The sequence below is a fragment of the Flavobacterium phragmitis genome, assembly GCF_900112575.1.
GTDB lineage: Bacteria > Bacteroidota > Bacteroidia > Flavobacteriales > Flavobacteriaceae > Flavobacterium > Flavobacterium phragmitis.
In genome coordinates, this window is sequence record NZ_FOMH01000012.1 from 48413 (window position 1) to 74436 (window position 26024).

General features: G+C 34.2%; 23 protein-coding genes. 5 read left to right on the plus strand and 18 right to left on the minus strand.

The window, feature by feature from the left end; translation table 11 throughout:
- Positions 1-38: 38 nt before the first annotated feature.
- From BM289_RS20145 to aspA, 6 genes are all read right to left on the minus strand, one after another.
- Entirely contained in the window at positions 39-986 is a 948-nt protein-coding gene (locus tag BM289_RS20145; protein WP_091496875.1) for a bestrophin family protein, read from the minus strand.
- 46 nt (positions 987-1032) lie between these two features.
- On the minus strand, positions 1033-1755 hold the full coding sequence (locus tag BM289_RS20150) for a hypothetical protein (RefSeq protein WP_091496877.1): 723 nt from the start codon (positions 1753-1755) through the stop codon (positions 1033-1035).
- 83 nt (positions 1756-1838) lie between these two features.
- Positions 1839-3221 (minus strand): HAMP domain-containing sensor histidine kinase, encoded by a 1383-nt coding sequence (locus BM289_RS20155; protein ID WP_091496879.1) that lies wholly within the window; start codon positions 3219-3221, stop codon positions 1839-1841.
- Between the two features lies 1 nt (position 3222).
- Positions 3223-3897 carry a response regulator transcription factor gene (locus BM289_RS20160; RefSeq protein ID WP_091496881.1) on the minus strand — a complete coding sequence of 225 codons (675 nt, stop codon included), beginning with the start codon at positions 3895-3897 and terminating at the stop codon, positions 3223-3225.
- A 209-nt stretch (positions 3898-4106) separates the two neighbouring features.
- The gene (locus tag BM289_RS20165) at positions 4107-5381 is read right to left on the minus strand and encodes a BamA/TamA family outer membrane protein (protein ID WP_091496884.1); all 1275 of its coding nucleotides are present in this window, start codon (positions 5379-5381) and stop codon (positions 4107-4109) included.
- 152 nt (positions 5382-5533) lie between these two features.
- Positions 5534-6943 (minus strand): aspartate ammonia-lyase, encoded by a 1410-nt coding sequence (aspA, locus tag BM289_RS20170; protein WP_091496886.1) that lies wholly within the window; start codon positions 6941-6943, stop codon positions 5534-5536.
- A 156-nt stretch (positions 6944-7099) separates the two neighbouring features.
- Here aspA and BM289_RS20175 point away from each other — a divergent pair, with 156 nt between their 5' ends.
- Positions 7100-7678: a pentapeptide repeat-containing protein gene (locus BM289_RS20175; protein WP_091496888.1), complete on the plus strand. Its 579-nt coding sequence runs from the start codon at positions 7100-7102 to the stop codon at positions 7676-7678.
- 136 nt (positions 7679-7814) lie between these two features.
- Here the strand turns inward: BM289_RS20175 and BM289_RS20180 are convergent, their stop codons facing one another.
- From BM289_RS20180 to glyA, 4 genes are all read right to left on the minus strand, one after another.
- Positions 7815-8318 carry a GNAT family N-acetyltransferase gene (locus BM289_RS20180; RefSeq protein WP_091496890.1) on the minus strand — a complete coding sequence of 168 codons (504 nt, stop codon included), beginning with the start codon at positions 8316-8318 and terminating at the stop codon, positions 7815-7817.
- A gap of 1 nt (position 8319) precedes the next feature.
- Entirely contained in the window at positions 8320-9360 is a 1041-nt protein-coding gene (locus BM289_RS20185) for a GMP reductase (RefSeq protein WP_091496892.1), read from the minus strand.
- A gap of 228 nt (positions 9361-9588) precedes the next feature.
- On the minus strand, positions 9589-10182 hold the full coding sequence (gene miaE, locus BM289_RS20190; RefSeq protein ID WP_091496894.1) for a MiaE family protein: 594 nt from the start codon (positions 10180-10182) through the stop codon (positions 9589-9591).
- Positions 10183-10294: 112 nt separating this feature from the next.
- Positions 10295-11569, minus strand: coding sequence for a serine hydroxymethyltransferase (glyA, locus tag BM289_RS20195; protein WP_091496896.1), 1275 nt, complete (start codon positions 11567-11569; stop codon positions 10295-10297).
- A 110-nt stretch (positions 11570-11679) separates the two neighbouring features.
- Here glyA and fahA point away from each other — a divergent pair, with 110 nt between their 5' ends.
- Complete coding sequence (gene fahA / locus BM289_RS20200; protein ID WP_091496902.1) at positions 11680-12963, plus strand: fumarylacetoacetase; 1284 nt, start codon at positions 11680-11682, stop codon at positions 12961-12963.
- A gap of 113 nt (positions 12964-13076) precedes the next feature.
- On the opposite strand, the gene BM289_RS20205 is transcribed toward fahA, so the two are convergent.
- Positions 13077-14261 (minus strand): endonuclease/exonuclease/phosphatase family protein, encoded by a 1185-nt coding sequence (locus BM289_RS20205; protein ID WP_091496904.1) that lies wholly within the window; start codon positions 14259-14261, stop codon positions 13077-13079.
- Positions 14262-14475: 214 nt separating this feature from the next.
- Positions 14476-15516 (minus strand): agmatine deiminase family protein, encoded by a 1041-nt coding sequence (locus BM289_RS20210; protein WP_091496906.1) that lies wholly within the window; start codon positions 15514-15516, stop codon positions 14476-14478.
- A gap of 184 nt (positions 15517-15700) precedes the next feature.
- Between BM289_RS20210 and BM289_RS20215 the strand changes: the two genes are divergently transcribed.
- The gene (locus BM289_RS20215) at positions 15701-17221 is read left to right on the plus strand and encodes a choice-of-anchor I family protein (protein WP_091496908.1); all 1521 of its coding nucleotides are present in this window, start codon (positions 15701-15703) and stop codon (positions 17219-17221) included.
- Positions 17222-17423: 202 nt separating this feature from the next.
- Complete coding sequence (locus BM289_RS20220) at positions 17424-18683, plus strand: OmpA family protein (protein ID WP_091496910.1); 1260 nt, start codon at positions 17424-17426, stop codon at positions 18681-18683.
- Positions 18684-18970: 287 nt separating this feature from the next.
- Here BM289_RS20220 and BM289_RS20225 read toward each other — a convergent pair whose 3' ends face one another.
- From BM289_RS20225 to clpB, 6 genes are all read right to left on the minus strand, one after another.
- Positions 18971-19861, minus strand: coding sequence for a carbon-nitrogen hydrolase (locus BM289_RS20225; protein WP_035644835.1), 891 nt, complete (start codon positions 19859-19861; stop codon positions 18971-18973).
- Positions 19862-19964: 103 nt separating this feature from the next.
- The gene (locus BM289_RS20230) at positions 19965-20255 is read right to left on the minus strand and encodes a type II toxin-antitoxin system RelE/ParE family toxin (RefSeq protein WP_091496912.1); all 291 of its coding nucleotides are present in this window, start codon (positions 20253-20255) and stop codon (positions 19965-19967) included.
- Positions 20255-20500, minus strand: coding sequence for a hypothetical protein (locus BM289_RS20235; protein ID WP_091496914.1), 246 nt, complete (start codon positions 20498-20500; stop codon positions 20255-20257). Before BM289_RS20235 ends, BM289_RS20230 begins: the two co-directional genes overlap by 1 nt.
- 144 nt (positions 20501-20644) lie before the next feature.
- Complete coding sequence (locus BM289_RS20240; RefSeq protein ID WP_091496916.1) at positions 20645-21058, minus strand: hypothetical protein; 414 nt, start codon at positions 21056-21058, stop codon at positions 20645-20647.
- 337 nt (positions 21059-21395) lie between these two features.
- On the minus strand, positions 21396-22286 hold the full coding sequence (locus BM289_RS20245) for a DUF808 domain-containing protein (RefSeq protein ID WP_091496918.1): 891 nt from the start codon (positions 22284-22286) through the stop codon (positions 21396-21398).
- 406 nt (positions 22287-22692) lie between these two features.
- Entirely contained in the window at positions 22693-25290 is a 2598-nt protein-coding gene (gene clpB / locus BM289_RS20250; protein WP_091496920.1) for an ATP-dependent chaperone ClpB, read from the minus strand.
- Positions 25291-25496: 206 nt separating this feature from the next.
- On the opposite strand from clpB, the gene ytxJ reads away from it, so the two are divergent.
- The gene (ytxJ, locus tag BM289_RS20255; protein WP_091496921.1) at positions 25497-25886 is read left to right on the plus strand and encodes a bacillithiol system redox-active protein YtxJ; all 390 of its coding nucleotides are present in this window, start codon (positions 25497-25499) and stop codon (positions 25884-25886) included.
- The last annotated feature ends 138 nt before the right edge of the window (positions 25887-26024 follow it).

A 26024-nucleotide genomic window follows, 5' to 3' on the forward strand; every position in this document is an offset into this window, starting at 1 on the left:
GTCCAGCCAACAATTAAAAGAAGACCAAAATTAAATAGTTATAAGACAAAGTAAGCGTCTTTTTCGACTTTCTTAGGTTCGTCTACTAAGTGAAATTCATTCAGAATATCAAATTCACTTTGATATTCATTCAGCATTTGCTTGATATTTTTTTCTATAGTATTTGCAATAGCCGTAACAGGTGTATCGGTTGCTCTGTTTTCGAATGGATCTTGCAAATGAATTGCCATTCTTTCGATCAAAAAGAAAGCGGCGCCAATTGCTGTAATTAACGGAATCGCGAACCAGCTTAACACACTTGTTAGACCAAAAGGCAATAACAAAATGAACAGACATAAAGTCAATCTGATATACATACTGTAGGTTGTCGGGAAAATGGTGTTTTTAATTCTTTCACATTTTCCCATTTCATCACAAAGTCTGGACAACGTATTATCAATCTCAACCTGCTGATACATATTGATTTTCTTTTCGTTTTTTGCATTTCGCAAATCTCTTGCATGCAACATCAAAATAGCATTTGGAACATTTTGATGGTTTTTGATGTATCTGATTTCTTCTTCACTCATCAAACCTTCGAGCGGTTTTATAGCATCTCTATTTCTAAGAGATTCTCCTAAACTATAACACCATGCAATTTGTCTTTTAGCAAAATTCTCTTTGAATTCACTAGCTTCAACAGAAAAATCAGGATCTTTATAAAACGTCAAAACCTGACGGATTAAGGTTCTGGAATCGTTTACAATCGCTCCCCAGACAATTCGGGCTTCCCACCATCTGTCATAAGCCTGATTGGACTTAAACGCTAATAATAAGGAAATAATGGTTCCAATCATTGTCGGAATCGCGATTGGAATATCTACGGGAAGGTTTATAAAATAGTGATGAAATATTTCAAATAGTATCGTATAAGCCAATACTAAAGCAATTTCTACTTTAATTTTCCCGAGAACGTACTTCATTGGTATTCTTTTCTTTAATAACATATTTTCGGTTTTAAATTAAATTATTACTTATTTTGAAGAGATTCGTTTAAACTATCTCTTCGTACAACGAGAGCACCGGAAGTCCCAATTTCTCATTGACATTTTCTTTTTTTACTTTTTTAAATTTGATTTTTTCGCCTTTTCGAGTTTCTACCAGCATGTCTATGTTATGCTTCGAAATGGCTTCTGATAAAAATGGTGCCACATTTTCGTAGTTGTCTTCAAAATTGGCCGTCTGGCTTACGATTTCAAAAGAGAAATTTTCGCTCAAATATTGCTGTACATCTTTTACATGAATATTTGCCGTTGAATTTTCTACATAAAGCGCTTTACTGAAAACCTCTTTGTTGATTTCGGTACTTAAATGCAGAATTGGACATTTCTGATTGCCAGCCAACTGCACAAAATATTGGTGGATTTTTTTGGTTTCCTGTTTATAGGAATGCGTCAGGATAACCAGTTTTACAGAAAAAGCTTCTATAAGACGTTTTAAAATAGGTGCAGAAAGTCCGTATTGGTTGTGTACTTTCAATTTTGCATTTGGCGTGTGATCAATAATATATCTGCAGGTTTCCAGAACCTCTTCTTGACTTTTAGTAAGTCCCGATCTCATTTCACGCAAAAAACTGGAAGATGAAAAGGTATCGGGTGCTTCTGAAACTAATACTAATATAATTTCTGATTCAGTATCTTTTGACTGATTCACCGCAGATTTAACAGCCGAAATGGTATCATCTTTTAAAGTCGTAGGTATAAGAAAATTTTTCATAAGCATAATCGTTTAGTTTATACTTACAAATTAATAATCAACAAATTAGACGCTTCTTAATCTAAAATTAGAATTTCCTAAGATTAAACATTAGATTTTTTAATGTTTCGTTTTTTGAAGATAATAGTAACAATTGTACCCTTATTTTGTTCGGACTGAACCTGTAATTCCCCTTCGTGCATTCTGATAATTTTGGAAGCTAAAGGGAGTCCTAAACCATAACCAATATATTTAGTCGCAATTTTACCTCTAAAGAAAGGTTCATATAAATGAGGAATGTCTTCTGGCGGAATTCCGATTCCAATATCGTTAATCGTAATTTTAATCATTTCGTCATTTGCCGAAAGATTTACGAACACTTCGTTGTTATCTGAATATTTTACACCATTGGTAATGATATTATTAATCGCTAATTCTAATAAAGGTTTGTTACATGGAAGCAAAAGCAAATTAGACTCTTTTGGAGCAATATTAATTATGATGCTAACACGATTATCTGGATAAATTTTGTCTAAATCCGATTTTACATCTAATAACAATTCATCTATTCTTGCAACATCCGAAACTTGTTTTTGTCCGTCGTAACCTGTTTGAGTTAACTTTAGAAGACTTTCCGTTAGATTTCCTAAACGTGATGCTTGACTGTATATGTTTTCTAAAGATTCTACATACTCATTTACTTCACGTTCTTTTAGAAGCATAATTTCTGCCTCGGCAATAATAGTTGTTATTGGCGTTTTTAATTCGTGTGAAGCATTATTAATAAAGTTAGCCTGAATTTCGAAAGAAGTTTCCAATCGATCCAACATATTATTAAAAGTATTGGTCAAATCTGATATTTCATCAGAGTTTTTAACCTCCGGTAAACGATTGTGAAGATTAGAGGCACTGATTCTCTTTACTTCTTTTGTAATACGAGCGACAGGATTGATAACTCTTTTAGCTAAAAATCTTCCTAAAAGAAAAGCCAAAATCACAAAACCGATTCCGCCAAACAACATAATTTTGACAATATAAACCGTGGTATCTTTTCCTTTGCGGTCTCTTGCTCCAACAATTACGATATATCGCTGTCCGTTTTCTTCAAAAATCTGACCTAAATAATACTTATTATCCTTTTCATAAGAATCTTTTCCTGTACTTAAAATATTAGTGTAAAAGGTATTCGGAAGATTCAAATTCGTATTATAATCAAAACTATTGTGGCTGTTGATTTTTAATACATATTCTTCTTCCTCAATTAATTCTTCGAGACCGTTTTTTTGAAGGTTTTTATAGTATTTTATTTTCTCAGGATCTTTTTGAAAATGAATAGATGCCACAATTTTGGACCTGTCATCTAAACGCTTTAAGAAATGGTATCGATTATTTTCTCTAAATAAAAAGAACACAATAATACACAATAGCGAAGTACTAAAGGTAGAAAGGGCAACGTAATTAAAAGTAATTTTTTTTCTAATATCCATTTTATGGCTTTATAACATACCCCAATCCTTTCATTGTATGAATCAGTTTGGTATTAAAAGGCTTATCAATTTTTCTTCTTAAATACGTTATATATACATCGACAACATTAGTATTCATATCAAAATTGATATCCCAGACATTATCTAAAATCTGATCGCGAGAAACGATACGTCCTGTATTTTTTGCTAAATAGTATAAAAGTTTAAACTCTTTTGCTGTCAAAACAATATTTTCGCTTCCTCTTTTTACTGATTTTGCTCTTCCATTTATCTCTAAATCACCAATTACAATGGTATCAATTTTTTCCGTTTCCTGATGCGATCTTCTGTAAAGTGCATTTACACGGGCATCTAGTTCTCCGAATTTAAATGGCTTTACTAAATAATCATCGGCACCGGCATTAAGCCCTGTGACAATGTTTTCTGAAGTTCCTAAAGCTGTAAGGAGTAAAATGGGAACAAAATTCTTGCTGGCGCGAAGTCTTCTACAAATTTCGATTCCGTTAATATCTGGAAGCATTACGTCTAAAACTACAACGTCAAAAGTATAATTATGAATCATCTCCAAAGCGGTCTTACCGTCTAGAGCTACGCTAACTTCATTATTATTTTCGGCAAATCCTTTACGCAGAATTGATAATAGATTTGGCTCATCTTCAACTATTAGTAACTTCATAGTAATTTGTATATACAACAAAAATAAGGATTGAGTTTCAAAAATAGTACTTATTACGGATAGAAATTATGATTTAATTATGAACAATTAAACCAATACATAAAAAACCAGATCAATTTACCTTCTTATTCTTATTTTTTTATATTTTTTCTTATTTTAAAAAGAAAGTAAAACTCAAGATTACTTTAGCCATTTTCAAATACTTAAACTCAAAACACTTCTCCTGCGTTTAAGTAAAATCCTTTCGAATTGTTGCCCCATGCATAGTCGGCTACAAGATTGGTTCTTGTTTTTTTGTCAATTAATATCCTAAATCCAACTCCTGCTGCGGGCTGAATGGAATGAAAAAGCCCTATATTATTGTCTGCATTACTTGCCGTAACGAAATTGATAAAAACCGTTCCGCTCAACATTTGATTACAAGTAATAGGAAAACGGAACTCTGTTGAAAGATAAACCAATCCATTTCCTCTAAATAACCCCTGTGTATAACCTTCCCCACTCCTGCTCCGTTGATCCCAACCAATAGCCGGAAGATTTAAATAAGGCACTTCGCCTCTGGTTACAAATTGACCGTAGGCCCAGATTCCTAAAATGTAACGATCATTCTTTCGCGAAAGCGGTAAAAAATGTCGATACTCCGCATACAAAACATTACTATATTTCTGATTGTGAAATAAAACGGGATTAAAGCGATAATTGAGATTCGCAAACCAGCCTCTGGAAGAATTTACCTGATTATCTCGGGAATCATAAACCAGATTCAGACTTAATCCTGTTAGGAAATATTCTAAATTATCAAAACCATGCAACTGACTGTAATTGTAATGATAGGTTAAATTTCCGTTCTCAACATCCAGTTCTTTATCTTTTATATTGGTGTACCAATCAATATTGATACCTCCACCCACATAAAAATTCTTTCTTACCTCAAAAGATGCCGTTTGATGAAATTTAAAGTAATTGTAATCCATGGATTGGGCAATAGAATCAATACTAAAACCATCGGGACGATCTCTTCTAGGCGGAATAATAGCTGTTCCAAGTCCGTAATTGGGTTGAGAAAAAATATAAAACCGATAATCGCCGCTTAGAAAAATTTTATTGTTTTTTAGCAGAATATTATTCTTGACATTAATCATCCATTGTTTTTTCACGGTATAAAGTATCCCCAGATTAGCCACAGAATATTTATCATTTTCCTGTTTCCCTTTGAAAGTATATTGTGCAACGCCACCAAAGAAAAAACCTGTAGCAGGCTGAGAACCAATTGCTGGTATTACAAGAAAAAAATCGTTTTTTGTAGGTTTTACAACGTAAACAGAATCTTTCTTTCTAAAAAGTTCTAAAATAGTTTTAGGAGAACATTCTTTTTGACTTTGAGATTCTATTTCAGTTTGAGCATTCAAAAATGACGGAATACTAAAAAGTAAAATCGTCACTTTTAATATACGTCTAAAATTCGTCTTTTTGAAAAACTCCACACTCTTAAAGTTTTAATTTTTATATAGGCCAAGATTCAAACCTTATGTAAATATAATTCATTTTCAACACTTTACATAAATAACTTTTTAAAAATCAACAAAAAAAACTGTCAATTTCTTGACAGCTTGTTATTATAAAATTTATATCAAAATTATTTTGTGATAAATTTTGGATGAATTAAATTTTCTAAAGAATAGATTTCATCCCATTTTTCCTGAGTGATTAATTTTCGTTCCAAAACAGCAATTTGATGTACACTCTTACCTGTTTTTAAAGCTTCTCCAGCAATACTCGCACTTTCTTCGTAACCGATAATTGGGTTTAATTGTGTTACGATTCCGATACTATTCATTACCATATTGTAACAATGATCAACATTTGCTGTAATTCCAACAATACATTTGTCAATCAAAGTTTGTATTGCATTTGAAAGATAATCCAAAGAAGTAAACATAGCAAAGGCAATAACTGGTTCCATAACGTTCAATTGCAATTGTCCTGCTTCTGCTGCCATTGTAACCGTTAAATCCTGACCAATTACATAAAAACAAGTCTGATTTACTACTTCTGGAATTACTGGGTTTACTTTTCCCGGCATAATAGAAGAGCCTGGCTGACGTGCTGGAAGATTGATTTCGTTAAGACCTGTTCTTGGACCTGAACTTAATAAACGTAAATCGTTGCAGATTTTAGAAATCTTAACTGCAGAACGCTTTAAAGTTCCCATAATCTGAACATAAGCTCCAGTATCAACCGTTGCTTCAATTAAATCTGGAGAAAGTGTCAACGGAATTCCAACCTCATCTGCTAAATATTTCACGCAGATTTCAGGATAACCTTCTGGGGCATTTACTTTTGTACCAATTGCAGTTGCCCCCATATTGATTTCCAACAACAATTCTTGTGCATTTTTTAACCGCTGAATATCTTCTCCAATGGTTGTTGCATAAGCTTTAAATTCCTGTCCTAACGTCATTGGAACTGCATCTTGCAGCTGTGTTCTTCCCATTTTCAGAACATCCTTGAACTCTTCTCCTTTTTTAGCGAAAGCAACTTCTAAGCCTTCAAAAGTTTTAATGAAACTTTCCATTTTCAAATACAAAGCAATTCTAAATGCTGACGGATAAGCATCATTTGTTGACTGAGAACAGTTTACATGATTGTTGGGATGAAGAAAATTATATTCGCCTTTTTTGTGGCCTAAATATTCCAATCCAATATTCGCGATAACTTCGTTAGCATTCATATTAACAGAAGTTCCCGCTCCGCCCTGAATCAAATCGCTTACAAATTCTTGATCAAATTTCCCTGCAATTACCTGATCGCTTCCGTAACAAATTGCTTCAGCAATTTTAGGATCAATTGCTCCGCAGTCTTTGTTTGCCATTGCTGCCGCTTTTTTCACATATCCTAAAGCTTTGATAAACAAAGGTTCTTTTGAAATGGGAATTCCTGTAATATTGAAATTTTCTACAGCTCTAAAAGTCTGGATTCCGTAGTATAAATGATTCGGGATTTCTAATTCTCCTAAAAAATCATGTTCCTTTCTTGTTGATTCCATATAATAAAAATGATCTGTTTTAACTTAAAAATAAGTGTAAAGCTAAAGCATTTTAGGCATTAAAAATAGAATTAGAATCAAAATGATTTAGGATTAGTTCTATTTATTTTATGGTAAATTAGTACCTTTTCACTCTCAAATAATTACTGGAAAGAGTTGAAAAAAGAAAGCGAATATTTTCTTGATAAAGAATACAATACGATTATTTACGCCAAAGACGATCTTAATTTTAAAGACTTCGAAGGTTGCGTATTTAATGATTGCAACTTCTCTGCCTGCACTTTTCTAGCCGTTACTTTTATTGACTGTGTTTTTAATGATTGCATTTTTAGTGAAGCAAAGATTAATTACGTCGCTTTGAGAACAGTCACTTTTAATCGATGTGAAATTAAAGAGGTAAATTTCGCCATGTGCGACAAATTAATTTTTGAAGTACATTTTAATAATTGTATTCTCGATTTTTCGAAATTCTACTCTTTAAAACTAAAAGGAACTCCATTTATCAATTGCAGTTTAATTGCTGTAGATTTTATGGCGACAGATTTAACAAGTGTTGTGTTTGACAATTGTGATTTGTATCGTTCCGAATTCAACAAAGCCATTGCTAACAAAGCTGATTTTAAAACAAGTTACAATTACACTATTGATCCTTCTAAAACTAAATTGAAGAAAGCTGTTTTTTCTTTGAATCAAGTGAAAGGGTTATTGTTTACGCATGATATTGTTGTGAGTTGAGCCACAGTTTGTCATTTCGACTGAAAGGAGAAATCACACTATCCCGAAGCTTCGGGACGCACAGATAGTCTCCAATCTTTGTCGAGCTCCGCGTGTGATTTCTCCTTTCAGTCGAAATGACAAAAATGCTGGAAAATTACTTTGAAATATGCTTCCCCATTACATAATCCTCCATCAAATACCCTTTCCCAATTTCTATATCAACGGTTTCTTTAATTTCGAAACCTAGCTTTTTATAGAAATTCAAAGCGGTATTAAATCGGTTTACATTTAATAAAAGTTCATTTGAATTGTTTTCTAAAGCCAGTTTTTCAATAGATTCAAAAACTGTTTTGCCATATCCTTTTCCTTGTGTTTCTGGCAAAAGATAGATTTTGTGGATTTTGGTAATGGCTTCGTTTTTATAATGATGCTCAATTCCGATAAAACCAATTACTGATTCAGAATCTGAAACCAAATAAAATAACTCTTCTTTATTCTGAATTTGTTTTGAAAGCGCTTCATCAGAATAAATGAGATCTAACATATACTCTAATTGTTCTGAAGTCAAAATTTCGCCATACGTAATGGGCCATGTTATATTTGCAATCTCTTGAATTTTAGCAATATCTTCAATCGACGCTTCGGTAATTTTAATCATATTATTTTGTAAAAACCTGATTTTCCTGTTCGCTTACGCGGATGAAAGTTGTTCTTTTAGTCAATTCTTTTAATCTTGAAGCGCCAACATAAGTGCAAGTGCTTCTAATTCCACCTAAAATATCTAAAACAGTGTGAATCACATCTCCTTTAAACGGAACCTGAACTGTTTTTCCTTCACTCGCTCTATATTCTGCAACTCCTCCAGAATGTTTGTCCATTGCAGTTTTTGAACTCATTCCGTAAAATTGTTTAAATTTTTCGCCTTTTACTTCTATCAATTCACCTCCGCTTTCCGTATGTCCTGCTAACATTCCGCCTAACATTACAAAATCGGCACCAGCTCCAAAAGCTTTGGCAACATCGCCCGGAGTTGTACAGCCACCATCGCTTATAATATGTCCGCCTAAACCGTGAGCGGCATCTGCACATTCTATAATTGCGGATAACTGCGGATAACCAACGCCTGTTTTTACGCGAGTTGTACAGACTGAACCTGGTCCAATTCCGACTTTTACAATATCAGCGCCGGCTAATAAAAGTTCTTCGGTCATTTCGCCAGTCACAACGTTTCCGGCAATAATTATTTTGTCTGGATATTGTTTTCTGGTTTTCTTTAAAAATTGAACAAAATGTTCCGAATAACCATTGGCAACATCAATACAGATAAATTTCAGTAAAGGATTTGCAGAGATTATTTTTTCGATTTTCTCAAAATCTTCTTTTCCTGTCCCAGTGCTTACCGCAATATAATCGTAGAAATCTGTAGTTACGTTTTGAAGAAAACTATTCCATTCTTCTAAAGTGTAGTGTTTATGAATGGCCGTAAAAAGTTTTTCTTTTGCCAAAACCTTTGCTATTTCAAAAGTTCCAACTGTATCCATATTGGCAGCCATAATCGGAATTCCTGTCCAACTTGCGGTGCTGTGCAAAAACTTGAAATTTTGTTCTAAGGAAACTTCTGACCTACTTTTTAATGTAGATCTTTTAGGTCTGAACATTACGTCTTTAAAGCCTAATTTTAAGTCCATTTCTATTCTCATAGCTCAAGTTTTTGGTTACTCTCAAATATAAGGAATTTTAAATTTCAGACTTTAGATTTTAGATTATAAAAACTAAAAAAAATGAACACGGATAAAACTGATTCGCTTTCGCGAAAGCGCTGATAAAAACGGATTTTTTTTTAGAATTCCACAGAGATACACAAAGTTTTTCGCAAAGCTTCACAAAGTAAAAACTGAAAACTGTCACTGAGACTGAACAGTAAAAAACTACCCGTGAATCGTTTCGTTTTTCCCGTAATTACTAATGATTGACTCTTCAAAAGCCAGCCATTCTCTCCAACGTTTTTCAACATCAATTCCAACTCCGTATTTACGAGCGTATGTGATAAAAGTGGTGTAATGTCCTGCTTCACTTTCCATTAATTCTCTATAGAAAACAGCCAATTCTTCATCTTGAATATTTTCAGAAAGTACCTTAAAGCGTTCACAGCTTCTAGCTTCAATCATAGCTGAAAAAAGAAGTCTTTCTACAAGGCCAGAAACACGGCTTCCGTCTCCGCTTCTCTTCATGTATTGATACAACTCGTTTACATATTCATCTTTACGTTCACGTCCTAATTTCAATCCTCTTTTGATGATGATATTATGCACTTGCTCAAAATGATCCACTTCTTCTTTTACCAAAGCCAATAAATCTTGAACCAAGTCCTGATGTTCTGGATTGTTTGTAATGATCGTAATGGCATTTGTTGCCGCTTTCTGCTCGCACCAAGCGTGATCGGTTAGAATTTCTTCTATATTTTTCTCCACAATATTTACCCATCTTGGGTCTGTTGGCAATTGTAATCTTAATACTCCCATTTCTAAAAGTTATGAGTTATGAGTTAAAAGTTATGAGTCTTAAAAACAAAAATCGAAAGTCAAAAATAAGACTTTTGACTTTCGACTTTAAAAACTTTAAGACTTATCTTAATTAATACGCAAAAATCGGTCTTTCGCTCATTAATTCATTTACTTGTTCAGCAACTTCTTCGATAACGTCCTCATCTGTATGATTTGCTAATACTTTATCGATAAGTGCCACAATAGTTTCCATATCTTTTTCAACCAAACCACGAGTTGTGATTGCAGCTGTTCCAACACGGATTCCAGAAGTGATAAACGGAGATTTATCATCAAAAGGAACCATATTTTTGTTTACTGTAATTTCAGCTTTTACCAATGCGTTTTCAGCTTCTTTACCAGAAATATTTTTATTTCTTAAGTCGATAAGCATCATGTGGTTGTCTGTTCCGCCAGAGATAATATTGTAACCTCTTTTTACGAAAGCATCCGCCATTGCATTTGCATTTTTCTGCAATTGCATTGCATAAGTAAAGAATTCATCTTTAAGAGCTTCACCAAAAGCAACCGCTTTAGCAGCGATAATGTGCATTAAAGGTCCACCTTGATTTCCTGGGAAAACAGCTAAGTCTAATAATGAAGACATCATTCTGATTTCTCCTTTTGGAGTTGTTAATCCTTGTGGATTTGGGAAATCTTTCCCCATTAAAATAAGACCTCCACGTGGTCCTCTTAATGTTTTGTGAGTTGTTGTAGAAACAATATGACAATGTGGAATTGGATCGCTTAATAATCCTTTTGCAATAAGACCTGCTGGGTGAGAAATATCAGCAAATAAGATAGCTCCTACACTGTCAGCAATTTGTCTGAAACGAGCAAAATCCATATCACGAGAATAAGCCGAAGCTCCTGCGATGATTAATTTTGGCTGTTCTTTAGTTGCAATTTCTTGAATTTTATCATAATCTAAACGACCAGTTTCAGCATCTACACCGTAGAATACTGGACGATATAAACGTCCTGAGAAGTTTACTGGAGAACCGTGAGTTAAGTGACCACCATGAGATAAGTCAAAACCTAAAATCGTATCACCAGGATTCAAACAAGCGTGGTACACAGCAGTGTTCGCTTGAGAACCAGAGTGAGGCTGTACGTTTGCATATTCAGCGCCAAATAATTCTTTAGCTCTGTCAATAGCAATTTGCTCAATAACGTCAACTACTTCACAACCGCCGTAGTATCTTTTGCCAGGATATCCCTCAGCATATTTATTAGTTAAAACAGACCCTGCTGCCTGCATTACTTCATCACTTACAAAATTCTCTGAAGCAATAAGCTCTAGTCCATGAATTTGTCTTTCTTTCTCCTCTTGGATAAGATCAAAAATTTGTTCGTCGCGTTGCATTTTTTTGTTTTTCGTTAATTTCACGCAAAAATACAAAAAAACGTTTGTTGTACTGTTAGATTATGATATATTTGACATGTATTTTTTCAACAAACTAATTAACATCTAACATGCCTATAACCGCCAACGATACCAGTAGAAAATCATGGTTAGAAGTGCCAGAAAATAGCGACTTCCCTATTCAGAATATTCCTTTCGGCGTGTTTCTTACCAAAGAAAATGTCGTTACAGTTGGAACACGAATTGGCGATTATGCTATAGATTTAGGGGCTTTACAACAATTAAACTATTTTGAGGGAATAGATTTAACAGACGATATGTTTATGCAGGATACGCTGAATGATTTTATTTCCGATGGAAAAAAAACATGGCGTCTGGTTCGAAATCGTATCGCTGATATCTTTGATATCAACAACCCGCAATTAAGAGATTCAACAAAACATCGAGATATTGTTATATTTAAAATCGAAGATGTAGAGATGCAATTACCCGTTTTGATTGGTGATTACACTGACTTCTATTCGAGCAAAGAACATGCTACAAACGTAGGTAAAATGTTCCGTGATCCGGAAAATGCTTTATTGCCAAACTGGCTTCATATTCCAGTAGGATATCATGGAAGAAGTTCTACTATTGTACCGTCTGGAATTCCGGTTCACAGACCAATGGGACAAACTTTGCCAGCTGGTCATGACACACCTGTTTTTGGCGCTTCACGCTTAGTAGATTTTGAATTGGAAACTGCTTTCATTACAACTGATGTCAATGTAATGGGAGAAAACATCTCTACTTACGAAGCCGAGGATTATATTTTTGGAATGGTTTTACTAAATGACTGGAGTGCTCGCGATATCCAGAAATGGGAATATGTTCCTCTTGGACCGTTTTTAGCTAAAAACTTCGCCACATCCATTTCTCCTTGGATTGTAACTATGGATGCTTTGGAGCCTTTTAGAACAAAAGGTCCAAAACAAGATCCGTCACCGCTTCCTTACTTACAGACAAAAGGAAAAAAAGCTTTTGATATTCATTTAGAAGTTTCCCTAAAACCTGAAGATCACGAAGAAACTGTTATTTCTAAATCCAATTTCAAATACATGTACTGGTCTATGGCACAGCAATTAACGCATCATACCTCAAACGGATGTCGTGTAAATTCTGGCGACATGATGGGTTCTGGAACTATTTCTGGACCAACTCCGGACAGTTTTGGTTCTATGCTTGAATTAACTTGGGGCGGAAAAAATCCGTTAAAGTTAAATGGTGGCGAAGAACGTAAGTTTATTGAAGATAATGACACTGTTATCATCAGAGGTTTCTGCGAAAACAATGAAGTAAGAATTGGTTTTGGCGAAGTTTCAAGTCAATTATTACCTCCGTTTATCAGACAATGAAGAGCAGATAAAGAATCATCTGAAAACAGATAGAAAACAAAAAAACCTTGGTTATCGCCAAGGTTTTCTTTTTTTTCTATTTTAAATCTCTAAAAACTGAAAGTAAAAATTGTTTATTCCAGAATCACCTTTACCCAAACCAAACGATGATCGGAACTTGATTCACGTTTTTCAACTAATTCTGACATTGGCTCACCTTTAGCAGGCCAGAACACTCCACTGTTGACAACCTTAAAACCAAGTTTGGATGGCAATACATAATCAGCGCGCATTCTCCAAAACGCAGTATGATTAATTCCAAAAGGATTTTTAGGACTAAATTCAGCACCACCTTTACTAGCAGGTGTAAAGTCGCTATTAACTTTCGGATCATCGACTAAAGACTTTATACCTTCTCTAATAGCGTCTCCCTCAACTGGCGAAGCGTTTTGATCACCCAATATCACAAATCGAGAATCCGGAGGCAAACCACCTTTTACTCCTTTATCATCATAAATATACGAAGCCGAATTGTCTGAAATATAATCTTTCCAGAATCGGATTTCATCGTGATTTCTTTTTCCATTACGATCCTCAGCACCATCAAAAGTAGGAGGAGTTGGATGACTGACTAAAACATGAACTGTTTTATTGCCAATCTCTACAGGAACATCCCAGTGAGATTTTGAAGACAATGGAAATTCCTTCCATGCTTTCTTGCTATACCAATCCGACCCATCCGCTTTTTTAGTAAGCAATGCTCCCGGCATATCTTTCCATTTAAAATGCTGAAAAGTACGAACTGCCTTAACATCAATAGGATATTTAGACAAAAGCATCATTCCATATTGTCCAGGATACATACCAAACGCCCATGCATCATTTCCAAAATTATCGAACTTCCCATCATTGTTCAAATCGTAAGAACTTGACTGTCCAGTATTCACTGTTGAATAGTAATAATAAGGATAATCAATAGCGGTGGTTTTACCTTGGCTAACATTCAAATAATTTTTAATAAATGCTTTTACACCAAGTTCAGGATCTTTAATATAATCGAATTCGTTTAGCAAAATAACGTCTGGCCTAACAGTCTGAATAATCTGGGCAATATTTCTAATTTGAGCATTATGCCCTGAATTAAGTTGATTAATCAGCATCTGCTCCGATTTTCCCATTGCGCCTTTGGGAGAATAATTATCAGATTCCATACTTACATTGTAGGTCGCAAATGTAAGTTCGGTTTTTTCTTGCGACTCAGACTGTGAAAAAAGAACTCCGGAAGAAAGCACGGAAAGGATAAAAAATATTTTCTTCATATAAAATTAAATCTGCATTTCTGCATTATTGAAAACACGAATATAAGAAGGTTGTCCGGACACATGATAAATCTGTCTGTTAAATATACAACAAAAAAAAGCCGCCACTTTTGGTGACAGCTTAAATAATATAAGAAAGTCTCTGTATATCTGACAATTCTATCACAGATTAAAAAAATCAAAACGATTACTTTATAATCTGTAGCTACTATTTTTATGCAGGAATCTGCTGACTTAAACAATGTAAAGTTCCAAATCCCCAGATGAAATCAATACAGCTGATTCCAATAACTTCTCTGTCAGGAAAACATTCTGCTAAGATATTTAATGCTACGCGATCATTACTATCGTTGAATGTTGGCACTAAAACGCAATTGTTCAGGATTAAGAAATTAGCATAACTCGCAGGTAATCTTAAATCTTCAAAATCTACACGTTTTGGCATTGGCAATGCTACAATTACTGGAGATTTTCCGTTTTCTAATTTTGCATTTTGCAAACGTTTCAAATTATCCTGCAAAGGCTTATAATTAGAATCGTTTTTATCAGTTTCAACAATGGTTACGATAGTATCTTCATTTACAAATCGGCATAAATCATCGATATGACCGTGTGTATCATCACCTTCTATTCCGTCTCCAAGCCAGATTACATTAGTAACTCCAAGATATTCTTTAAAAACCGCTTCATAATCTTCTTTTGTAAAACCAGCGTTACGAACTTGAATTGTTGGATGCATTAAACATTCCTCAGAAGTCAGTAAAGTTCCTTTTCCGTTTACATCAATCGCTCCTCCTTCAACAATTACCGGCTTTCCTTTATACATAACTTGCGTTAGCGGAACATCAATAAAATCCGCCACTTTACCTGGAACGAATTTATCTAATTGATAGTTTTTATATTTTGCCCAGCCATTGAAATTGAAATTTAAAGCTTCTCTTTTCGAACCATTTTTTACAATAATTGGCCCAGAGTCGCGCATCCAGCTTCTGTTGGTTTTATGAATGATATAAGAAACATTTTCAAGATTTACACGAGCTCTTTCAAGCATATCGGCAACTTTTTCTTTCAGTTTTTCGTCAGCTACAACCAAAAAAACAGTTTCAAAAGTGGCTACTTTTTTTATAAATTCTACAAAAGCCCATTGAACAGCTTCGTATTTTCCCGGCCAATCGTTACCGTTATGCGGAAAACACAATACAATTCCTTGTTGTTTTTCCCATTCTGCTGGAAATCTTCTATTATTTGTTGACATAAATAGGTTCTAATTTAGAAAGTGCAAAGATAAGCATTCGTTAGGATTATAAAACAAATGAGTAAAAATCATGCCCGTTTCACAAAAAAATATCCTTTAAAAATTAAGTTAAAGATTAAATAATACAGCCTTAATATTTAACATAGACCTCAGAATTACTTTTACCGAAACTAAAAACTAACATATGAAAAATTTATCTCTCTCATTATTAGCTGCAATTTTCATACTAGCAAGCTGCAACAATGATGAAAATTCGAACAGCGAACCTGAAGTTGTTGTTAACGAAAATCCTGGAACTTTTAAAGAAATTGGTTCTATTACAATTGGTGGAGAAGCTGCTGCAGAAATCTCTGCTTACTGCGAAAAAACAAAAAGACTTTTTACTGTAAATAACAGCGGTGTAAATCAAATTGATGTTATCGACATCTCTGATCCGACAAAACCTCTTAAAATAGGACAAATTAATTTGGCTGCATACGAAGGCGCTGCAAACAGTGTTTCTGTTTTTGATGGAAAGCTGGCTGTTGCTTTAGAATCGACTGTAAATAAACAAGGAAACGGTAAAGTAGTTGTTTTTAACACTTCAGATTATAGCTTAATTAAACAAGTTACGGTTGGTGCATTACCTGATATGGTTACTTTTTCTCCAGATGGAAAATATATTATGACTGCTAATGAAGGCGAACCAAACACTGATTATTCTCAAGATCCAAACGGAACAATTTCTATTATTGAAACAAGCTCTTATAATGTAACGACTTTAGATTTTGCTTCATTTGCTGGTCAAGCAGAAGCATTAAAAAGAGACGGATTCAGAATTTCAAAATTTGCGAAAACTAGTTTTGCACAAGATATAGAACCAGAATACATTACTATTTCTGATGATTCAAAAACGGCTTGGGTAACTTTACAAGAAAACAATGGTGTCGCAAAAGTAGATTTGACTTCTAAAACTATTACTGCCATTTATCCTTTAGGTTTAAAAGATTACAATACTGCTGAAAATGCAATTGACCCAAGTGATAGTGATGACAAAATTGCTTTTAATCCTTGGAAAGCAAAAGGATTATTTATGCCAGATGCAATCAGTCATTTTTCGGCAAATAACGTTCCTTACTTTGTTACCGCAAATGAAGGTGACGCGAGAGAATATACTGCTTATACAGATGTTAAGCGTATGAAAAATATGAAACTTGACGCAACTGTTTTTCCAGATGCTGCTACACTAAAATTAGATGCCAATTTAGGAAGATTGAACCTTGTTGCTGATATGGGTGACACTGATGGCGACGGAGATTTGGACGAAATGGTAAGTTTTGGAGCAAGATCTTTCTCTATCTGGAACGGAAATACAGGAAAAATTGTCTACGATAGTAAAAATGACCTTGACAAAAAAGCTCACGAACTAGGACTTTATGACGATAAAAGAAGTGATGACAAAGGTTCTGAGCCAGAAGCGGTGTATGTAGCCAAAATGGGAACTCAGAATATTCTTTTCGTTGGTTTGGAAAGAGCTGATGCGTTTTTAACTTATGATGTTACAAATCCAAATGCTCCACAATATTTACAAACTGTAAAAACTGGAGATGCACCTGAAGGATTATTATTCATCCCAGCCTCTAAAAGTCCAACAAAAAGAAGTTTGTTAGTAGTAAGCAGTGAAGGTGACGGAACGGTAAAAATCTACCAGCCAGATTTGAAATAATCATAAAATTATCAAAATTTTAAAAAGAGCAAAAACTAAATTTTGCTCTTTTTTTTGCTTTTCATTGATACTTAATTAACTAATTTTCATAATTATAAGCTAAAACATGGAAATTATGTAACCAGATATAGAACGTGTTTCTAAGATACGTACTCTAATTTTGTCATGAGTTTAAAATAAAAACAATTTAATTTTTGATATCATGAAAAAGAAATTAGTATCAGCCTCTTTATTATTACTATCCTTCGCTGCAGGCGCACAAAATATGGCTACCACTTCTGCAAAACCAAGTATGGACCAGGAATTCAATAAATGGTCGATAGAACTTAATGGTGGTGTTAACAAACCAACGAGAGCTATGACTCCAGGTTACACTACAGAATCTGCCAACTTCTTTCACGGAGATTTAGGTGTAAGATATATGTTTAGCCCTAAGTTTGGTTTGAAATTGGATGTTGGATACGATCAATTTAAAGAGAAAAAAAACACTCCAGATTTTGAAAGCCGTTACGTAAGAGCGAGTTTACAAGGAGTTGTGAATGTAGGACGTGCTTTAAATTTTGAAACCTGGACAAACACAATTGGTCTTTTGGCACATGGAGGTTTTGGAGTTTCGCAAATTAGTACTGAAACAGGTTTTGGAGGACAGGATTATATGGCACACGGAATTGCCGGCTTAACAGGTCAAATCAAATTGAGCAACAGAGTAGCATTGACTGGAGACCTTACCGGAATTGTGAACGGAAGACAAAACTGGAATTTTGACGGAATGGGCAACACTACAACGGGTTCATTTGACGGAGTTTTATTAAATGCTTCAGTTGGTCTAACGTTCTACTTAGGTAAACACGAAAGACACGCTGACTGGGTTGGTGAAGAAGACAGAATTAGTGAATTGGAAAGAAGAGTGGACTTAGTTGAAACTGGTCTAATCGATTCGGACAAAGACGGAGTTGCGGATTTATACGATTTAGAACCAAACACTATTGCAGGAGTTGCTGTTAACACAAAAGGACAATCTATTGATACCAATCAAAATGGTGTGCCGGATGAGTTAGAAAGCTACTTAGATAAAACATATGAGAAAAAAGGAGCTGGAACAGCTACAAACAACACTGTTGAAGAATTAATTAACGGAGGTTATGTAAATGTTTATTTCGACTTTAATTCGTCTAAACCAACAAATGCTTCATTGTCTGGCGTTGATTTCTTAGTGAAATATTTGAAAAACAATCCAGGAAAATCAGCTGATATTATTGGTTATGCTGATGAAATTGGAAGCTCAAGCTACAACACTGAATTATCAAGAAAAAGAGCTGAAGCTGTGAAAAAAGTAGCTGTAAATGCCGGAATTGATGCTTCAAGATTGAATGTAATTGCTAATGGAGAGGATACTTCTGTTAACAAAAATTCAAAAGAAGCACGTCAAATCGTGAGAAGAGTTACTTTCCAAGTGAAGTAATCTATATAAAGCTAAAAACGAGAAAAGGAGCTGTTTCATTTTTGAAACAGCTTTTTTTTTATAAAAATCTTTAAGCTCCAGCGGAGCGAGATATTTATAGAATTTGAAACCAACAAAGAAAAAAGCTACAGCGGAGCGATATATTAGATCATAAATAAATATGTCGCTCCGCTGGAGCTTTATATTACAAATGTCTGTTCTTTACTATAAATATCTAGCTTCTCCGAAGCTTATAAAAGAAAGAGCTGTCTTTTCAGACAGCTCTTTCTTTTATAATTTTAATCGAATTATTTATCGATTGCTCTTTTTGTAATATCTCCAAAAGCATCAATTCTTCTGTCTCTGAAGAATGGCCAATTTTGGCGAACATTTTCTTGAAGATCTAAATCAACCTCAGCAATTAAGATTTCTTCTTTATCGTGTGAAGCCTGAGCTAAAATTTCTCCTTGTGGCCCAGCGATGAAAGATGCTCCCCAAAACTGAATTCCTTCAGTTCCTTCAAGGTATTTTTCTAAACCAATTCGGTTCGCAGCCGCAACGAAAACGCCATTTGCTACTGCATGACCTTTCATTACGTTCATCCATGCTCCGTACTGATTTTCTCCGTATTGCTCTTTTTCTTTTGGATGCCATCCGATAGCTGTTGGATAGAATAAAACCTCTGCTCCTTTTAAAGCTGTAATTCTAGCTGCTTCTGGATACCATTGATCCCAACAGATTAATGTTCCAACAGTTCCTTTTTTAGTTTCGATTGCTTGGAAACCTAAATCACCTGGCGTGAAATAGAATTTCTCATAGAAATGCGGATCGTCTGGAATGTGCATTTTACGGTACAAACCAGCTTCTGTACCATCTGTATCGATAATATAAGCACTGTTGTGGTAGATTCCAGCCATTCTTTTTTCGAAGAAAGGAACAATAATTACTACTCCTAATTCTTTAGCCAATTCGCTGAAAGCAATAAATGAAGTACTGTATAATGGTTCTGCTAATGCAAAATTATCTACATCTTCGCTTTGGCAGAAATAATGACTGCTATATAATTCAGGAAGTAAGATAACCTCTGCGCCTTGACTTGCAGCATCTCTTACCCAGCTGATACATTTTTTAAGATTATTTTCAGCAACATCATTCAGGTTTAACTGAATTACTGATATTTTATATTTTCTTTTCGGCATGACATAAAATTTAGAGTGCAAAAATAACACTTTTTAAAGGAATGGCAAAGTCAGTTCAATTTACTTAACAATATGGCATAACAAAAGAGCTTAAAAGCCCTTTTTATATTTGTTGTGCAAAACTTCGTTTGGTTGAAAATATTTTTGAGATATAAATTACTTCACCTTCCACCAAATATAATATTTTAAAATCCTTAACTATAATTCTTCTATATTCAGGTTCAATTTCATCTTTTTGATATTGCTCACTAAAACGTATATTTTTAGTAGAATTCAAAATCTCGTTTTTAATATTATTTGCGCCTTGTTCAGATTTCTCTTTATAATAATTAAAAATTGTCCTTAATTGATTTTTAGCTGTATTAGTCCAAACTACCTTCAATCGCTTTTCCATTACCAATTCTCAGATTCTTTTTCTAAATCTTTTTGTGAAATATATTCTCCTCTTTCAATTTCTAATTTCACGTTAGCCAGTTCAGTTTTATACTCACTTCTGGTAACTGGTTTTCCGTCTATTGAAAATGCAACTATTTCTTCCTCTTGATAACTCTCAATTACTGCTTTTACAACTTTTAAAAGACGCTCATCAGCTGCGTTTATATATTCTAACACACTTTCTCTCAACTCTAAGGCTCCCATAATTATATTTTTTTTTGATCTTTCAAAGATAGAAATTTTCGTTCATATTTTTAATTATAACAGAAAACCATTTTACATCAGCCTAAAATCAAACCTCTGCAAAATGGCTCATCAACCTAAAAAAATATCAACTAAGAAAGCGGTTTATTCAATCACAACTTTCTGAGTCAAGAATTCAGTTTCTGATTTTTTGAATTTGATTTCGATAGTTCCTTTTGCAGTTGCTTTGAATTTGTAAACTGTCTTTTTAGGATCTGGCACTTGTTGTGTACAAACTCCATCTACTGGATATTTTGCTACAACTTGCAGACCTTTTACCTCACCGATTGTAGCTTCTGAAATCTTATCAAATTCGCCACAAGCGTTATCAACCAAATAAGTTACATCGTAACTCAATTCATCATTTACTTTTCCAGTTGCTGGACCTTCAATTTTTGTCACAAATGCTGTTTTTGTTTTAACTGATGTTTCAGCTTTATCGTCGTCGTTGCTGCATGAAATTAATACAGTTGATAAAAATAATACTACTAAAACTGATTTTAATCTAAAACTTTTCATATAAAATAATAATTAATTGTTAATTACTATGAAGATGCTGTGTAGTTGCAAAGGTTGCTTTGGTAAAATGTTAAATAGTTTACTCAAAATTTCAACCTTCTATAAATCAGAAACTTATTTTTTGTTATTTTTTTCCAAAATGCCAATATTTCTTATAAAAATAAAAACTTCTCATCTAGCCCCGATCGAAGCGACATCCTTTTTCCTGCTTCTTTAGCAGGGAAAAGATACAGCGGAGAGCGGGACAAAACTTGAACTGAAAATGATATTTCTGCTTCAAAAAAAACAAAAAAACACCAGCCTCTCGACTGGTGTTTTGAATATCTAAGAACAGAAACTAAACTGCTGTTTCTTTCTTTTTGAATATTTTTTTGAAAAGATTTACTATTCCTAGAGTTACAAAACCTAAAACTAGTCCTGCCATAAATTCTTTAATAATTGACGGAATATTAATTTCTTCTGCTAGATGATGAATATAAGGGATATAATGCACAAACAATCCTCCCGCGACCATAATCAAGGCAATTGTTCCAATTACGGTCAAAGCTTTAATTACTTTTGGAAGTGCTTGAACTAAAATATTTCCGATAAATTTTAATACACTTTTTTCTTTTTTGCTATGCTGAATCATTTTAAAACCAACTTCGTCCATACGAACAATTAGCGCTACGATTCCGTAAACACCTATAGTTGCAATGATTGCAATGATGGATACAGTAATAATCTGTTGCAATAATGGTTTCCCGATTACTGTTCCTAAAGCGATAATTACGATTTCTACAGAAAGAATAAAATCAGTTACAATTGCTGATTTTACTTTGTCTTTTTCGATTACCAAAATTTCTTCTTCGGTAAGAACTTCATCAGTTATTCCCTCTGATTCTTCATGCGCGTGAGGAAAAAAGAACTCGTAGATTTTTTCTGCTCCTTCGTATGCTAAAAACAATCCTCCCAAAACCAAAATCACCATGATGGCAACAGGGAAAAATGCACTTAACAAAAAAGCAATTGGAAGAATAATAATTTTATTCAATAACGAACCTTTACTGATTGCCCATAATACAGGAAGTTCTCTAGACGATGCAAATCCTGAAGCTTTTTCGGCATTTACAGCCAAATCGTCTCCTAAAATTCCAGCTGTTTTTTTTGCAGCAACTTTACTCATTACTGCAACATCATCCATAATTGCTGCGATATCATCTAATAGAGCGAAAAAACCTGAACCCATTTTTTTAAATTTATTTTTAGTGATGCGAATCTAGACAATTTGCCTTAATCTGCCCAACAATCGGACATCAAAATTTGTATTTTTTATTCCTATTTTTCTGCTATGTGCTTAAAACCAACTCTAACTGCATTGCCCTAACAGCACCCACAGAATAATGAAAACAATGATCGTTCCGAAACATCCGCCTCCTAATTTTTTAGCGCCATATCCTGCTAGCAATCCTCTGAAAATATTGTTCATGATTTTATTATTTAAATTAATAATTTACTGATTTTTAAAAACTTAAAATTGAATATTTCTTCAAAATTTGTTGTTATAAGAATTAGGCAAAAAGTTTCAGAATTCACGGATAAAAAAAGCACCAGCCTTTCGACTGATGCTTTTCTTAAGAATAACATGAAAAAAATTATTTAGCTGTCTGGTTTCTAAAAACCAAATTGCCATCGAAAGCATCTAATAAAATGATGCTGTCTGTTGTTATATTTCCTGCCAAAATTTCTTTTGACAATTGATTTAAAACTTCTCTCTGAACAACACGTTTTACAGGTCTTGCCCCAAAATGCGGATCGTAGCCTTTGTCGGCTAGATAAGCAATAGCTTCTGGAGTTGCATCCATTGTAATACCTTGCAACGCTAGCATTTTTGTAACGCTTTTTAACTGCAGACTTACAATTCTTGAGATATTCTCTACTGTAAGCGGTGTAAACATTACGATTTCGTCGATACGGTTGATAAACTCAGGACGAACAGTTTGTTTTAACAATCCTAAAACTTCGTTTTTAGCAGCTTCTGTTGCGGCTTCAACGCTTCCTTTTAGGTTTTCAAATTTCTCCTGAATAATATTACTTCCCATATTTGAGGTCATAATAATAATCGTATTTCTGAAATCGGCCAAACGACCTTTATTGTCTGTTAAACGTCCTTCATCCAAAACTTGCAATAAAATATTGAATGTATCCGGATGCGCTTTTTCAATCTCGTCTAAAAGCACAACAGAATAAGGTTTTCTACGAACCGCTTCCGTCAACTGACCACCTTCGTCGTAACCTACATATCCTGGAGGCGCACCCACTAAACGGCTCACGCTGTGGCGTTCTTGATACTCACTCATGTCAATACGAGTCATAGCGTTTTCGTCATCAAAAAGATATTCTGCCAATGCTTTTGCTAACTCTGTTTTACCCACTCCGGTCGTTCCTAAGAATAAGAACGATCCAACAGGTTTTTTCATGTCCTGCAAACCGGCACGGCTTCTGCGAACGGCATCACTCACGGCTTCAATCGCTTCTTCCTGACCTACCACACGTTTGTGCAATTCGTCTTCCAAATGCAATAGTTTTTCTCTTTCTGTTTGAAGCATTTTTGTAACTGGAATTCCTGTCCATTTTGCAACAACTTCTGCAATATCTTCTCTGGTTACTTCTTCTTTAATCAAAGAATTTCCAGATTGGAATTCTAACAATTGTTTTTGCAAAGTTTCTTGACGTTCCTGCGCTTCTTTTATTTTTCCGTAACGAATTTCGGCTACTTTTCCGTAATCACCTTCACGTTCTGCGCGTTCTGCTTCGTATTTAAAATCTTCGATTTCGTGTTTTACAGCCTGAATTCCGTCAACGATATCTTTTTCCTGTTTCCATTTTGCATAAATTTCGTTGCGTTCTTCTTTCAGGTTGGCCAATTCCATACCTAAAATTTTCAGTTTGCTTTCTTCTTTTTCACGTTTGATGGCTTCGATTTCAATTTCCAACTGCATGATTTTACGATCCAAAACATCTAATTCTTCTGGTTTTGAATTGATTTCCATTCGCAATTTAGAAGCAGCTTCATCCATCAAATCGATTGCTTTATCTGGTAAGAAACGATTTGTAATATATCTTTGCGAAAGTTCTACAGCAGCAATAATAGCTTCGTCTTTAATTTGAACTTTATGATGTGTTTCGTATTTTTCTTTGATTCCACGCAAAATCGAAATCGCGCTTTCAGTATCTGGCTCATCGATTAATACTTTTTGGAAACGTCTTTCTAGCGCTTTATCTTTTTCAAAATATTTTTGATATTCATCTAAAGTTGTTGCTCCAATCGCTCTCAACTCTCCACGAGCCAAAGCTGGTTTCAAGATATTTGCCGCATCCATTGCGCCTTCTCCTCCACCCGCTCCTACAAGGGTGTGAATCTCGTCAATAAACAAAACGATATCTCCGTCTGCCGCTGTAACTTCTTTTACAACCGATTTCAAACGTTCTTCGAATTCTCCTTTGTATTTTGCTCCAGCAATCAAAGCTCCCATATCTAGTGAGAAAACGATTTTATCTTTCAGGTTTTCTGGAACGTCTCCGTCAACAATTCTATGTGCTAATCCTTCTGCAATTGCCGTTTTACCAACTCCAGGTTCACCAATAAGCATTGGATTATTTTTTGTTCTACGAGTCAAAATCTGCAATACACGTCGAATTTCTTCATCGCGACCAATAACTGGATCTAGTTTTCCTGTACGCGCTAATTCGTTTAAGTTTTTAGCGAATTTATTTAGCGAATTATACGTTTCTTCTGCCGAAGCCGAAGTTACTCTTTCGCCTTTTCTTAATTCTTCTATAGCCGTTTTAAGGCCTTTTCCTGTAACTCCCTGATCTTTTAAAATCTGAGAAACTTTGCTTTTTGAATCAAAAATGGCTAAAATTAAATGTTCGATCGAAACATATTCATCGTTCATTTTTTGTGCGATAATTTCAGCTTCATTCAAAGCTTTATTAGCGTCTCTGGAAAGCATAACATCTCCTCCAGAAACTTTTGGAAAACTCTGAATTGTACTGTCTAAAACTTGTAAAAACAAGGGCACATTTACATTTAGTTTTTTCAAGATAAATGGTGCCACGTTTTCATCAACTTCAAAAATAGCTTTGAAAATGTGTTCATTTTCAATTTGCTGCTGGCCATTACGCTGTGCTAACTGTTGAGACAGCTGAATGGCTTCCTGCGATTTAATAGTAAACTTATTTATATTCATATCTTTACGTTTTTGATTGATTTTATTTGTTTGAGATTTTATAAGATTAAAGTTACGATTTATTGAGTTAGATTTTTAGCCCAAATGATTTAACTTTGTATTCGAATAGACAAATTATATTCCATAACAAAAAAACAGACAAAACGGCATTAAAAAACTGATTTTTATCATTTTTAAATGTCAAAAAGTCATAAAACGCACCAAATATGAGTTTTTTTAATTCAATCTTCGGAAGTTCAGAGAACTCAGAAGCCACAAAAAGTAAAGTAAACTGGACAGAATTAACAGATATTCTTCAATTAATGGAAATCGAAGCGATCTCAAAAGAAAAACCAGTCGTTATTTTCAAACACAGTACGAGATGCAGTATCAGCCGAATGGCATTAAAACAATTTGAAAGAGAATTTGACCTAGAAGGTGTTGTAGATGCTTATTTTTTAGATTTGATTACACACCGTGATATTTCGAACGAAATTGCAAGCCGATTTGGAGTTTATCACGAATCGCCACAATTGATTTTAATCAAAAACGGAAAAGCTGTTTACGATGTTTCGCATAGTGATATTGATGCAGAGGCTTTGAAAAACAAAGTATAATTTTTGCCACTGATTAAAGGGTTTAAAAAAGATTTTTTCGCCACAAATTTCACAAATTTACACAAATCAATTCGTGAAAATTCGTGAAATTCGTGGCGACTTAAACAAGATTAGAAAATCATTTTAATCTATATAATC

Coding starts and splice junctions, on each gene's coding strand:
- aspA (WP_091496886.1), bottom strand. CDS start 6,943: ATGGAATCAACAAGAAAGGAACATGATTTTTTAGGAGAATTAGAAATC.
- BM289_RS20155 (WP_091496879.1), bottom strand. CDS start 3,221: ATGGATATTAGAAAAAAAATTACTTTTAATTACGTTGCCCTTTCTACC.
- BM289_RS20180 (WP_091496890.1), bottom strand. CDS start 8,318: ATGATTAAAATTACCGAAGCGTCGATTGAAGATATTGCTAAAATTCAA.
- BM289_RS20240 (WP_091496916.1), bottom strand. CDS start 21,058: ATGAAAAGTTTTAGATTAAAATCAGTTTTAGTAGTATTATTTTTATCA.
- BM289_RS20215 (WP_091496908.1), top strand. CDS start 15,701: ATGAAAAATTTATCTCTCTCATTATTAGCTGCAATTTTCATACTAGCA.
- BM289_RS20150 (WP_091496877.1), bottom strand. CDS start 1,755: ATGAAAAATTTTCTTATACCTACGACTTTAAAAGATGATACCATTTCG.
- BM289_RS20145 (WP_091496875.1), bottom strand. CDS start 986: ATGTTATTAAAGAAAAGAATACCAATGAAGTACGTTCTCGGGAAAATT.
- clpB (WP_091496920.1), bottom strand. CDS start 25,290: ATGAATATAAATAAGTTTACTATTAAATCGCAGGAAGCCATTCAGCTG.
- BM289_RS20245 (WP_091496918.1), bottom strand. CDS start 22,286: ATGGGTTCAGGTTTTTTCGCTCTATTAGATGATATCGCAGCAATTATG.
- fahA (WP_091496902.1), top strand. CDS start 11,680: ATGCCTATAACCGCCAACGATACCAGTAGAAAATCATGGTTAGAAGTG.
- BM289_RS20230 (WP_091496912.1), bottom strand. CDS start 20,255: ATGGAAAAGCGATTGAAGGTAGTTTGGACTAATACAGCTAAAAATCAA.
- glyA (WP_091496896.1), bottom strand. CDS start 11,569: ATGCAACGCGACGAACAAATTTTTGATCTTATCCAAGAGGAGAAAGAA.
- BM289_RS20160 (WP_091496881.1), bottom strand. CDS start 3,897: ATGAAGTTACTAATAGTTGAAGATGAGCCAAATCTATTATCAATTCTG.
- BM289_RS20225 (WP_035644835.1), bottom strand. CDS start 19,861: ATGCCGAAAAGAAAATATAAAATATCAGTAATTCAGTTAAACCTGAAT.
- miaE (WP_091496894.1), bottom strand. CDS start 10,182: ATGGGAGTATTAAGATTACAATTGCCAACAGACCCAAGATGGGTAAAT.
- BM289_RS20220 (WP_091496910.1), top strand. CDS start 17,424: ATGAAAAAGAAATTAGTATCAGCCTCTTTATTATTACTATCCTTCGCT.
- BM289_RS20235 (WP_091496914.1), bottom strand. CDS start 20,500: ATGGGAGCCTTAGAGTTGAGAGAAAGTGTGTTAGAATATATAAACGCA.
- BM289_RS20185 (WP_091496892.1), bottom strand. CDS start 9,360: ATGAGAATAGAAATGGACTTAAAATTAGGCTTTAAAGACGTAATGTTC.
- BM289_RS20210 (WP_091496906.1), bottom strand. CDS start 15,516: ATGTCAACAAATAATAGAAGATTTCCAGCAGAATGGGAAAAACAACAA.
- ytxJ (WP_091496921.1), top strand. CDS start 25,497: ATGAGTTTTTTTAATTCAATCTTCGGAAGTTCAGAGAACTCAGAAGCC.
- BM289_RS20205 (WP_091496904.1), bottom strand. CDS start 14,261: ATGAAGAAAATATTTTTTATCCTTTCCGTGCTTTCTTCCGGAGTTCTT.